General features: G+C 70.4%; 12 protein-coding genes and 3 pseudogenes. 8 read left to right on the forward strand and 7 right to left on the reverse strand.

The features are described from left to right. Positions 1-206 precede the first annotated feature (206 nt). Together PV410_RS43455 and PV410_RS43460 are read left to right on the forward strand one after the other, a co-directional pair. Positions 207-533 (forward strand): plasmid stabilization protein, encoded by a 327-nt coding sequence (locus tag PV410_RS43455; protein WP_500323967.1) that lies wholly within the window; start codon positions 207-209, stop codon positions 531-533. A gap of 92 nt (positions 534-625) precedes the next feature. Next, positions 626-763, forward strand: a complete 138-nt coding sequence (locus PV410_RS43460) for a hypothetical protein (RefSeq protein ID WP_500332216.1) — start codon at positions 626-628, stop codon at positions 761-763. Here the strand turns inward: PV410_RS43460 and PV410_RS43465 are convergent. Together PV410_RS43465 and PV410_RS43470 are read right to left on the reverse strand one after the other, a co-directional pair. Beyond that, positions 744-952, reverse strand: a pseudogene (locus tag PV410_RS43465) (DUF5133 domain-containing protein). The gene PV410_RS43460 and the pseudogene PV410_RS43465 overlap by 20 nt on opposite strands. 45 nt (positions 953-997) lie before the next feature. Beyond that, a pseudogene (locus tag PV410_RS43470) lies at positions 998-1,353 on the reverse strand (SDR family oxidoreductase); the annotation flags it as partial. Here PV410_RS43470 and PV410_RS43475 point away from each other — a divergent pair. Next, on the forward strand, positions 1,328-1,849 hold the full coding sequence (locus tag PV410_RS43475) for a zinc-binding metallopeptidase family protein (protein ID WP_500332206.1): 522 nt from the start codon (positions 1,328-1,330) through the stop codon (positions 1,847-1,849). The pseudogene PV410_RS43470 and the gene PV410_RS43475 sit on opposite strands and share 26 nt — an antisense overlap. 85 nt (positions 1,850-1,934) lie before the next feature. Continuing rightward, a complete protein-coding gene (locus tag PV410_RS43480) occupies positions 1,935-2,495 on the forward strand; it encodes a hemerythrin domain-containing protein (protein WP_500332207.1) in 561 nt (186 codons plus the stop codon). Between the two features lie 126 nt (positions 2,496-2,621). Here PV410_RS43480 and PV410_RS43485 read toward each other — a convergent pair whose 3' ends face one another. The 3 genes from PV410_RS43485 to PV410_RS43495 form a co-directional block, all read right to left on the reverse strand. Continuing rightward, on the reverse strand, positions 2,622-3,587 hold the full coding sequence (locus tag PV410_RS43485) for an LLM class F420-dependent oxidoreductase (protein ID WP_500332208.1): 966 nt from the start codon (positions 3,585-3,587) through the stop codon (positions 2,622-2,624). A 177-nt stretch (positions 3,588-3,764) separates the two neighbouring features. Then, the gene (locus tag PV410_RS43490; RefSeq protein ID WP_500332209.1) at positions 3,765-3,938 is read right to left on the reverse strand and encodes a hypothetical protein; all 174 of its coding nucleotides are present in this window, start codon (positions 3,936-3,938) and stop codon (positions 3,765-3,767) included. A 165-nt stretch (positions 3,939-4,103) separates the two neighbouring features. Next, complete coding sequence (locus tag PV410_RS43495) at positions 4,104-4,907, reverse strand: alpha/beta fold hydrolase (RefSeq protein ID WP_500332210.1); 804 nt, start codon at positions 4,905-4,907, stop codon at positions 4,104-4,106. 293 nt (positions 4,908-5,200) lie between these two features. Between PV410_RS43495 and PV410_RS43500 the strand changes: the two are divergent. After that, positions 5,201-7,449 (forward strand): annotated as a pseudogene (locus PV410_RS43500) (catalase). Positions 7,450-7,631: 182 nt separating this feature from the next. Then, complete coding sequence (locus PV410_RS43505) at positions 7,632-8,615, forward strand: SDR family oxidoreductase (protein WP_500332211.1); 984 nt, start codon at positions 7,632-7,634, stop codon at positions 8,613-8,615. A 17-nt stretch (positions 8,616-8,632) separates the two neighbouring features. Here the strand turns inward: PV410_RS43505 and PV410_RS43510 are convergent, their stop codons facing one another. After that, the gene (locus tag PV410_RS43510) at positions 8,633-8,788 is read right to left on the reverse strand and encodes a DUF6131 family protein (protein WP_500332212.1); all 156 of its coding nucleotides are present in this window, start codon (positions 8,786-8,788) and stop codon (positions 8,633-8,635) included. 84 nt (positions 8,789-8,872) lie between these two features. Further along, a complete protein-coding gene (locus PV410_RS43515; protein ID WP_500332213.1) occupies positions 8,873-9,199 on the reverse strand; it encodes a plasmid stabilization protein in 327 nt (108 codons plus the stop codon). Positions 9,200-9,556: 357 nt separating this feature from the next. Between PV410_RS43515 and PV410_RS43520 the strand changes: the two genes are divergently transcribed. Both PV410_RS43520 and PV410_RS43525 read left to right on the forward strand, forming a co-directional pair. Beyond that, the gene (locus tag PV410_RS43520; RefSeq protein ID WP_500332214.1) at positions 9,557-10,228 is read left to right on the forward strand and encodes an HAD family hydrolase; all 672 of its coding nucleotides are present in this window, start codon (positions 9,557-9,559) and stop codon (positions 10,226-10,228) included. Positions 10,229-10,929: 701 nt separating this feature from the next. Then, positions 10,930-11,535 (forward strand): flavodoxin family protein, encoded by a 606-nt coding sequence (locus tag PV410_RS43525; protein WP_500332215.1) that lies wholly within the window; start codon positions 10,930-10,932, stop codon positions 11,533-11,535. The last annotated feature ends 109 nt before the right edge of the window (positions 11,536-11,644 follow it).

Consider the following 11,644-nt stretch of genomic DNA (forward strand, 5'->3'; position numbering starts at 1 on the left):
CGCGGCGGACGTCCGGTGCGGAGCATGCGCAGAAGCGCTCCCCGTCGATCGATCTGTGTTTGCCGAGATAGGGGCCGGGCACGCGAAGGAGGCGCGGTGGCGCGCGCCCTTGCCGCCCCTGACATAGCCCCTGACATGGAAGACGGTCGGGCTCCGCCGGGAATCGTGTGCCGCGAAGCCCCTCCGGTTCGCTCAATCCGTTGCGAGTGCCCGCAGGGTCGAGCCGCAAGCGGGAGCGGCAGTACGAGCACATCAAGGAGAGCGCCGAGAACCGGGGCGAGAGCGAGAAGCGGGCCAAGGAGATCGCCGCCCGTACGGTCAACAAGGAACGCGCCCGGGCGGGTGAATCCAAGACCGCCAGCCGCTCCTCCATCGAGGACATGTCCTCGGGCAAACGCGGCGGACAGCGCTCCGGCAAGGGTTCCCAGGGACCCACTCGCGACCAGCTCTACGCCGAGGCCAAGCGCCGCAACGTCGACGGTCGCTCCCACATGAACAAGGCCGAACTCCAACGCGCCCTCGGCGACAGCTGAGCGCACGCGGGGGCGGTCCCGCCGATTCGCGTGTCGGACCCATGACATGCCGAGTGATCGTCTATCCGCCATCAGAAGCCGGGGGCCGACACGTGCGCGCGACCGACCCCGACCTGGTCGAGTGGCGTGGAGCCGGCCCGGCGGTGTGGCGGTGCGGACCGGGCACACTGATGGACCTGCCGGACGGCAGGGTGCGCTGCCATATCCACCTCATGGCCGCGGAGGACTGATGCCGCCCGGCAGGCGGAGGCGGGCGGCGAGCAGGGCGGCGTCGATGTCGCTGGTACCGGTGGCCACGCAGAGGGTGTATGCGACGTCGTCGAGCCGTCGGCGGACCTCGGGGTCCCCGGTGTTGAGCAGGCTGAGGGTCCGGTAGCGGTCTACCAGGTCGGTCAGGCGGCGGGGTGGGCCATCAGCACGGCATCTCCTCAAACTTCCCGGTCGGTGGCGGCTCGTGCCGCTCCTCAGGGCAGTGGCGTACCGCCCGTGGCGTTGACGACCTCGGCGGTGACGTAGCTGGCGCGCTGGGAGGCGAGGAAGACGTACGCCGGGGCCATCTCGGCCGGCTGGGCGGGGCGGCCGAGCGGGGACTGCTTCCCGAACTCGGTGGTATCCGGGAGGGTCGCCGGAATGAGCGGGGTCCACACCGGCCCCGGGGCGACCGCGTTCACCCGGATCCCCTTGGAGGCGACCATCTGGGCCAGTCCCTGGGTGAAGTTGACGATCGCCGCCTTCTCATGGCGTAGTCCAGCAGATGAGGACTGGGCTTGTAGGCCTGCACGGAGCTGGTGTTGATGATCGAGCCGCCGGCGGCGAGATACTCGAGGGCCATCTTCGACGCGGAGGGCCTGTTCGCCCTGCGCGGGGCGACCACGCGCGCCCGCGACGAGCTGGCGGACACCCTGGCCGACTGCGCGCAGGGGGTGGCGCGGGCCACCGGCACCCGAGCGGAGACCACCACCGCCGACACCGGCTACGACCATTTCCGCAACAGCGCCGTCCTGTCCTCACTGTTCACCGCCCACCTGGCCCGGGCGGGCCTCCAGGCGGGCGAGCCGTTGCCGGGCGTCTACCTTGGCTCCTCGGACGTCGGCACGGTCAGCACCAGTCTGCCCACCATCCACCCGTTCCTGGCCATCACGGGGGCGGACGGTTCCGACCACACACCGCAGTTCGCCGCCGCCGGGGACGGCTCCCGCGCCCGGGAGGTGATGCTGGCCGCGGCCCAGGCGCTGGCGTGCACCGCAGCCGACGTCCTGGTCGATCCACGAGTCCCCGTGGCGGCCTGGGCCGAACATCGTCGTCCGGATGGCTGACAAAGGGGGCGTACCCGGCCTGCGACCGGGAAACAGCCCCAAAGAAGACCGTCGACCGCACGCCGACCCGGAAGGGAGCCATGTGATGGGACACGGCGGAAACGTCATCGCAGAACTCACGGCCGATCACCGCGAGGTGGAGGAGTACTTCGCCCGTCTGCGAGCTCTGCCCGCCGGCGACAAGGAACTCCGGAACGTGCTCGACGAGGTCACCATCGAGCTGGTGCGCCACTCGGTGGCCGAGGAGATGTACCTGTACCCGGCCGTCCGGAAGCACCTGCCCGGCGGGGACGCCCTGGCCGACAAGGAGATCCAGGAACACGCCGAGGTCGAACAGGTCCTCAAGGACCTGGAGGACATCGACGTCGACGACTCCCGTTTCGACCGGATGGTGCAGAAGCTGGTCACCGACGTCACCGAGCACGTGAGGGAGGAGGAGCATCAGCTCTTCCCAAGCCTGGCGCAGGCATGCTCGCCCGAGCAGCTCAACGAGCTCGGGGACCAGGTCCGCCGGGCCAAGAAGGTCGCCCCGACCCGCCCGCACCCCAGCGCCCCGGACACCCCGCCCGGCAACAAGCTCCTGGCGCCGGGGACCGGGCTGGTGGACAGGGCACGCGACTTCGTCACCGGCCGCGGCCGTTCCTGACGCGAGCCCGCCCCACGGGCCGTTCCGGCGGATGTCCGCCGGAACAGCCCAGCGGCCTGTCGCCGCCCGCACCTGCACGGCGGCCGCGGCACGCAGGATCGTGGTCCGACACGTCGGTGACGGGGTTCAGAGTTCGCGCAGCGCGGGCAGGAGGGTCTTCTCCGCCCAGTCCAGGAAGGCCATCTGGGTGTCACCGCCGACCTGGACGAGGGCGACCTCGGTGAACCCCGCCTGTACGTAGGGGCGGACCGCTTCCACGAAGACCTCCGGGTCGTCCCCGCAGGGGATGGACTCCGCGACGTCCGCCGGGCGCACGTGGGTGCTCGCCGAGGCGAAGGCGGCCGTCCCGGGGAGCTCCGAGTTGACCTTCCAGCCGCCGCCGAACCAGCGGAACTGCTCGTGCGCCCGGCGCACGGCCGCGTCCCGGTCCGGGTCGTAGGACACCGGCAGCTGCCCCACCCGCGGCTTGCCCGCACCCCCGTGCTCGTCGAAGGCGGTCACGAGTTCCGCGTCGGGCTCGGTGGCGATCATCAGGTCGGCGAGCCGTCCCGCCAGTTCGCAGGACTGCTCCCCGGACACGGCGACCCCGATCGGCGGCGGAAGGTCGGGCAGGTCCCACAGCTTCGCCGACTCCACGTCGAAGTGCTCCCCCCGGTGGTTGACGTAGCCCCCGTCGAACAGAGCCCGGATGATCTCCACGGCCTCGGCGAGCATCTCGTGGCGGACGTCCACGGCGGGCCATCCACCGCCTACCACGTGTTCGTTGAGGTTCTCGCCCGAGCCCAGCCCCAGCCGGAACCGGCCCTCGGACAGCAGTTGCACCGTTGCCGCCTTCTGCGCGACGACGGCCGGGTGGTACCGCACGGTCGGGCAGGTCACGTACGTCATCAGCGGCATCCGCGACGTGGCCTGCGCCGCCGCTCCCAGCACGCTCCAGGCGTACGGCGCGTGGCCCTGCTCGTCGAGCCAGGGGAAGTAGTGGTCGGAGGTCACGGAGAAGTCGAAGCCGGCTTCCTCGGCCCTGGTCACATGGGCCACCAGGTCCCGCGGGCCGGCCTGCTCGGTCATCATCGTGTATCCGAATTGCGTCATGTCGGGCGGCTGCCCGGTGAGGTCCGGGGAAAACGGTCCCCACCCGCGTGTGGGACGACGAATCCGGGGCACCCGGATTCTGCGGTGAGGCAGCCGCATGGTGGGTGAATGCCCCGGACGCCGGGTCCCCCCTCCCGGCGTCCGGGATCACCTCGTGTTCCCCGGTCCGTCCGATCGTCAGTCGGGGGGTTCCTGTGGCGGAAGGTCGCGCGGCGCGTCGGGAACCTCGGCGTCCGGCCGCCCCTTTTCCGCGGTGTCGGGATCGCGCCCGCGGGCCTGCTGGAGATCCTGCTGGTCCTTCGGGGGTGGGGCGGTACGCTCCACCCCCTCGGGCGTCTCGTTGCGCTTCATGCGTGTCTCCTCTGGGGTACCCGGTCTCGATCAGACCTGTCCATGGCCCTCGGCTGCCCGAGGGGCAGCACGCACACCTGCTGCGCTGCGGGAAGGCGCTGATGCCGCAATGTGCGGGCCGCGGTCGACGTCCCGCTCGGGGTGGTCACCGGGCACAGGCAACGATCACGCCGGGTGGTCCGTCAGGAACGCGGCGATGCGCTCGCCCCACGCACGGACGTCGCGGCGGGTCCGGGACACGTGGAGGTCGGCCGCCGGCATCAGATGGAGCAGTGTTTCCGCCGTCACCAGGGGGTGGCCCGGATCGTCGACCCACGCGAGGATCAGCACCGGCAGGCGCAGGGCGGCGACGGCAGGGGGCGCTGGGAGGTCGGACATCGCCAGACCGCGCAGCACGGCGGGGAGCAGCCACTCAACAGGGGTCGGCGGGAGTTCGGGCACATCGGCGACGACTGCCGGCCGGTTGTGCCGCCGCTTGTCGGCGGGCCATGCCTGCACCCCTTCCCGTTCGATCCTCGCGGCGATCCGCCGGTTGTTCCGTGCGTACGCCGCCCGGGTGCCCCATGCGGTCGGTGGGAGGAGAAGGACCAGATGCGAGAACCGGTCCGGTGCCCGGACGGCGGCGTGCAGCACGGTGCCGCATCCCATCGAGGCGCCCATGGCCGCGACCGGTTCGCGGGCAGCAAGGTGGTCGAGCAGGTCCAGCAGGTCGCCGGCGAGGGACACATAGGTGTAGTCGGTGTCGACCGCGGCTCCGGTGGAGCGTCCGTGCCCCCGTGCGTCGTAACGGACAAGTCGCCGTCCCGCATGCAGGACCGGGCCCCAATCGAACAGGCCCATCCGGTCCTCCACGGCGCGGCTGACGAAACCGCCGTGCGCATACACGGCGAGCGGCCCCTCCCCCGCTTCCTCGAAGGCCAGCTCGGCCCCTCGGCACAGGGCCCTGCCTTCCCTGGTGGCGTGGTACATCTCATCCCCAGGCCGAGCGGCCTGTACGGCCGCCCCGTCGCGTCGCTGGAAGCACGTCGTACGTTCCAGTCTTGCCGTCGCCCCTCCCAGCCGTCCTGACATGACAGCCAGGTTCCGCCTACCAGCACCCGCGGGGTGAGATCCGCCGCGAACGGCGGACATCGCACCGGGTCCTGTTTGTCCGCAAGGGGCACGGGTTACCGGGAGGCGACAGGGTTTCCGAGGACGAGCAGGAGAGCGCCATGGGCAACGAGCCGGGCCCGGTGAAGAAGATCGTCGACAAGGTCATGGACATGGGCGCGGAGCTCACCCCCGCGGGACGGGCGGACATCCCCGGCGTGCCCGCGAGCATGCCCCCCACGGTGGAGGAACCGGTCGAGCCGCACGCGCCGCTGCCGGCCAAGCCCGACCAGGGCGTTCCCACCCCGCTCAGCGCGACGGGCCGCACGGACGGCCCGTCCAAGACGGTCCGGGCGCAGGACGGCCCTTTCCTCACCAACGCGCAGGGCGCACGCCTGCCCGACACCGACCACTCCCTCAAAGCAGGCCCGCGCGGGCCGGTGCTGCTGCAGGACCACCACCTGCGCGAGAAGATCATGCACTTCGACCACGAACGGATCCCGGAGCGCGTGGTGCACGCCCGCGGCGCCGCGGCGCACGGCGTCTTCCGCGGCTACGGCACGGCCGCCGAGGTCTGCAAGGCGGCCTTCCTCGCCAAGGACGTCGACACGCCGGCCTTCGTGCGGTTCTCCACCGTCCTGGGCTCGCGCGGTTCGGCCGACACCGTCCGCGACACCCGTGGGTTCGCCACCAAGTTCTACACGTCCGAGGGCGTCTTCGACCTGGTCGGCAACAACATCCCGGTGTTCTTCATCCAGGACGCGATCAAGTTCCCGGACGTCATCCACGCCGGCAAACCGCATCCGGACCGGGAGATCCCGCAGGCCCAGAGCGCCCACGACACCTTCTGGGACTTCGTGTCCCTGCACACCGAGGCCACGCACCACACCATGTGGAACATGTCCGACCGCGGCATCCCGCGCTCCTTCCGCACCATGGAGGGATTCGGCGTCCACACCTTCCGGCTGGTCAGCGCCACCGGCGCCACCACCCTGGTGAAGTTCCACTGGAAGCCGACGGCCGGCGTGCACTCCCTGGTGTGGGAGGAGGCGCAGATGATCAGCGGCATGGACCCGGACTTCCACCGCCGCGACCTGGCCGACGCCATCGAGGCGGGTGCCTTCCCCCAGTGGGAACTGGGCATCCAGACCTTCCCCGACACGCCGGAGCAGACCTTCCAGGGGATCGAACTGCTGGACCCGACGAAGATCGTCCCCGAGGAGCTGGCGCCGGTGCAGCCCGTCGGGCTGCTCACCCTGAACGCCAACCCCACCAACTTCTTCGCCGAGACCGAACAGGTCGCCTTCCACGTCGGCCACCTGGTGCCCGGTGTCGACATCACCGACGACGCTCTGCTGGCCGGACGCCTCTTCTCCTACCTTGACACCCAGATCACCCGGCTGGGCGGCCCCAACTTCCCGCAGATCCCGATCAACCGGCCCCACGCCCCGGTCAACGACATGCTGCGGGACGGGTTCCACCAGGACGCGGTGCACACCGGTGTGGCTCCGTACAAGCCCAACTCCCTGGACGGCGGCTGCCCGTTCTTCGCCGGCGCCGAGGACCACGCGTACATCGAGCACCCCACCCCGATCGCGGCCGCCACGAAGGTACGCGAGGCACCGGCCTCGTTCGACGACCACTTCACCCAGCCCCGCCTGTTCTGGCTCAGCATGAGCCCGGCCGAACGGGAGCACATCGTCGCCGCCTACACCTTCGAGCTCGGCAAGTGCTACGAGCAGGCCGTCAAGGAACGCACCCTGATGGTCCTGGCGAACATCGATCCCTATCTCTGCCGACAGGTCGCGCTGGGCCTGGGCCTCCCCGCCCCGCAGGCCTCCGAGCCGCTCGCCGACGTACAGCCCAGTCCGCGCTGTCGCAGATCGGCCGCACCTGGCCGACCGTCGGGCGCATCATCGGCATCGTCACCGACGGCACTGGTGACCTGGGCGCCGTGGACGTCGTGCGACGCTCCGTGCTGGCGGGCGGCATGGTCCCGCTGATCGTCGCGCCCACCGGCGGCACTCTCACAGGTGAGGGCGCTGATCCCGTGACCGTGCAGCGCACCTTCGCCACCGCGCGCTCCGTGGAATTCGACGCCCTGCTGGTCGCCGGGACCCCCGGACCGGCCGTCGACGCCCAGGGTGGGCGCGACGCCAAGGCCGGCGTCCCGGCTCTCGCCGCCGCGCCCGTGGACCCGCGCATCGTGCTGATGCTCCAGGAGGCGTACCGCCACGCGAAGCCCCTCGGGGGCTGGGACGACCCGGGCCCCGCCCTGCAGGCGGCCGGCATCGCCACCGATGCACTCGGCGTCGTCACCGGCTCCGACGGCGAGGCCGTACTGCGCGAGGTCACCGCACTCCTGGGGGCCCACCGCGTATGGGACCGGTTCCCGGCCCCGGCAGAGAACGGAGTGGTCTGAGCGGTCGCGAACAGCCCCGGCGACGTCCCTCTCAGACGGCTCCGTGCCGGCTGAGGGAGGCGTGTCGCCGACTCGGCGTCCCGGCCACTTCAGTGGATCGTGGCCCCAGTTCAGCCCGCCATGGGTGGTGCCTACCCCGCGACCTTGATACGAAGCCCACGACTCGGGTAGCCGAGAGTCCCATGACGAAGCAGCGGCACACCAGGACGGTCGTGGTCACCAGCGCCAGCGGCGGCGTCGGCAGGGCAGCGGCCCGCGCGTTCGCCGCCCACGGGGACCGCGTCGCACTGCTGGCCCGTGGACGCACCGGACTGGCTGCCGCTGCGGACGACGTAGTGCGGGCGGGCGGTGAGGGGTTCACCGTGCCGGTCGAGGTGTCGGACGCCGACACCGTGGAGGAGGCCGCCGCGCGCGTCGAGGCGGCGTTCGAAGTCCCCGATGTATGGGTCAACAACGCTTTCACGGGTATCTTCGCGCCCTTCACTGAGATCGCCGCGGATGAGTACGGCACGCAAGCCGCGCTACGGCGCATGCTCCCGCGTGACCGCGGTGCGATCGTGCGGGTGGGGTCGGCGCTGGCCTATCGCGGCATCCCGCTGCAGTCGGCCTACTGCGGCGCCAAGCACACCATTCAGGGGTGGAACGAGTCGCTGCGGTGCGAACTGCTGCATTCGGGCTCACGGGTGCGTACGACGATGGTGCAACTGCCGGCGCTCGGCACACCGCAGTTCGACTGGGTGCTGAGCCGGTTGCCGCGCCGGGCCCAGCCCGTTCCGCCGATCTACAGGCGCGAGGTGGCGGCCCGGGCGATCGTGCACGCAGCGGATCACCCTCGTCGGCGCGAGTACTGGGTGGGGGCGAGCACCGCTGGGACACTGCTGGCCAACGCGGTGGCACCGGGTGTTCTGGACCGCTACCTGGCGCGCACCGGCTTCCGTTCCCAGCAGACGGCCGAGGACCGCGACCCCGCGGCACCGGTGAACCTGCGGTCCCCCGCCGACGCCGGTCCCGGCGGCCACGACTTCGGTGTGCACGGGCGTTTCGGGCGGCAGGCTCGCGCGACGAGCGCGCAGTCCTGGGCGTCGCGCCACCGCGGGGCCGTGGGGGCGGCGGCAGTGGCCGCTGCGGCGGCCGTGGCGGTCGCGCGCGGCCTTCGGATCGGCTGACGACCGGACCCCGCCGCCTACCAGTAGTGCTTCCGCCCGCCGACGCTGTGCCCTACGGCTCCCAGCACCCAGAGCACGAGGCCGATGATCATCAGGATGATCCCGATGGTCCACAGAATCGAGATCCCGGTGAGGAAGCCGATGATCAGCAGGATGATTCCCAGGATGAGCACGATGCCCTCCGTTGGTCGGCTCTGTGTACGCGGCCCGCATGGCTGTGACTGCGCGATCGCGTTGCACTCGGACTGTGCCGACAGCTACTTTCCGAGCGCGCGTTCGAGTTCCGACTTGTTCATGTGGGAGCGCCCGTCGATGTTGCGACGTTTGGCCTCCGCGTAGAGCTGGTCGCGGGTTGGGCCCTGCGGCCCCTTGCCGGACCGCTGGCCGCCGCGCCGCCCGGAGGACATGTCGTCCTCTATGGAACTGCGGCTGGCGGTCTTGGACTCGCCGGCGCGAGCCCGCTCCTTGTTGACCGTGCGGGCGGCGATCTCCTTGGCCCGCTTGTCACTCTCGCCGTGTTCCCTGGCGCTGTCCTTGATGTGCTCGTACTGTCGCTCCCGCTTGCGGCTCGATCCTGTTGGCATCTCGTTCACTCCCAGGTGATCCGTCTGAGGCCGTCCTCGAGCTGCTACCCGCCATCGTGACCGGTATTTCCGGAGAGAGAACGATCCCGACCAGCTCCGGACTTACAGTGAGGTTCTCGACATCGTGAGCTGAGGGGAAGAACCGCCAGCCAAGATGCTCGCGGCGCGCTACTCCGCCCGCGTGATCCAGCGTGATCGATCGGCCAAGCGGAGTCCGGCGTGCATGCCCCAGGGGGCATCCTTCACAGGCGGTGGCTGACCGCTGGCCGCGGAGCAGACGCGCGCGTCCACCTCAGAGATGGCGGGTAGCCGCCTTGGCAAGAACCACTCCAGTAGTCGATCGGAAGGAGGGGCCTCATGAGTGACGAGGTTGAACGCGCGGCGCTGTTCGACATGGACGGCACTCTCGTCGACACCAACTACCTCCACGCCGTCTCGTGGTGGGAGGCGTTCCGGCAGGCCGGGCACACGGTGTCGATGGCGGACATCCACCGCTGCATCGGCATGGGGTCCGACCATCTCCTGGAGCGCCTGCTGGGCAGGGAGCGCGACCGCAGCGAGGATGCCACGATCAGCGGCGCCCACAAGGCCCTGTACGGCGCCTACGGCCCCGCGCTCGCTCCTTTGGACGGTGCCGCGGACCTGCTGCGCGCGGTGGCGGCCCGGGGTTTCCGGGTCGTCCTGGCCACGTCGGCCGACGGCAAGGAACTCGCCGTGATGCGGGCAGCCCTCGATGCCGACGACGTCATTGCGGACGCCACCAGCAAGGACGACGTCGATGCGAGCAAGCCGGCACCTGACCTGGTGGCACAGGCCCTGGAGCGAGCGGGCGTACCCGCAAACCGAGCGGTCTTCGTGGGAGACACTGTGTGGGACATTGAGGCCGCAGGGAAGGCGGGGGTGCCCTGCGTGGCGCTCCTATCTGGCGGCATTGGCCGCGCTGAACTGGAGGAGGCAGGCGCCGCCGCAGTGCACCGTGATCCACGCGACATGCTGACCTCCCTCGACAGCAGTCCCATGTGGCGATAGTCCCGCTTGCCGGGTACTGCCCGTTTGATCACGCAGAACGTTTTCGACCACTCCCAGGCGTCCCCCAGGGCACCTTCGTCGCGTCCTTCAGCGTTGGAAGATCGTTCTCCTGGGTGCCCGTGGGTTCCCCCGCGGCTCGCGGAGTCGTTCGGGTTGCCCGGACGAAGGTCGTCACTGCCGCGCCCTCCCTGGTGGCCTGGCCTCACGGACGCCTTCCAGGTACTTCCGGAGATCCGCACGGGCCGGCGCCCTCAGTCAACGGCGATCGTCGGCCGTGCTTCCCATATCGGGGTATCGGGGGGCACATCCGCGGCAGCCAACTTCGACGGCCGGCCCGCGCCCGAGGGGCGTAAGGCAAGCAGCCTGCGAGCGCACAGTTCGCGAACGACGAGGAGCAGCACGTCGCTGGATCCCATGTCAGTCCCCCATTCCGGTTCCCGGGCCAGGACGATTTCTACGGGGGCCGCGTCCCGTGGTCGCGGGACGCGCGGAGTCTGTCGATCGCGTTGCGGCCGGCAGACGTCGGGATAGCGGTGCGTATCCAACAGGTCCCCGTAGAAGACCAACGCTTGCCAGCGGACTCCGGCGGCCCGGTCGGTAGGCCGCACGGTCGGTTTCGGTGTGCGATAGGCACTGACCGAGAGAGTGAGTCGGGCGCTCCTACGGGGACGCGCCGGTGTGCCGGAGGTAGATAGAGCCGCATGAAAGCTCTCGTCATCAACTGCACCCTCAAACGGTCGCCGCAACCGTCCAACACCTACGCCCTGACCAAGGTGGTGGCGGACCAGCTCGCGGCCTACGGCGTGGACATCGACTGCGTCCGCGCCGTGGATCTCGACATCAAGCCGGGTGTGACAAGCGACGAGGGTGCCGGGGACGCGTGGCCCGGGATCCACGAGAAATTGCTGTCCTCGGAGATCCTCATCGTGGCCTCCCCCACATGGCTGGGCAGGCCCTCATCGGTCGCCCAGCGCGTTCTGGAGCGCATGGACGCCATGGTGTCCGAGACGGACGACCGTGGCCGACCGGTCGCCTACAACCGGGTGGCCGGCGTGGTGGTGACCGGCAACGAAGACGGCGCGCATCACGTCATCAGCGAGATTTCAGGGGCGCTCGCCGACCTCGGCTACACCATTCCCGGCCAGGCCTGGACGTACTGGCACCTCGGTCCCGGGGCCGGTCCCGACTACCTCGACGACGAACGCGGCCACGAATGGTCCGACAAGACGGGGCGCGCGATGGCCGCGAACCTCCACGGCGTGGCCCGAGCCCTGGCGGCCACGCCGCTCGACGCGCCGCCGGGGTGATGCGCGGGTGTCACGGGTGCATGAGGACCTTGATGGCACCGTCGGCCTTCTTCTGGAACATGTCGTAGGCCTGCGGGGCCTCCTCCAGCGAGACGTGGTGTGTGGCGAA

Origin of the sequence: Streptomyces sp. PA03-5A (assembly GCF_033792725.1) — a bacterium.
GTDB lineage: Bacteria > Actinomycetota > Actinomycetes > Streptomycetales > Streptomycetaceae > Actinacidiphila.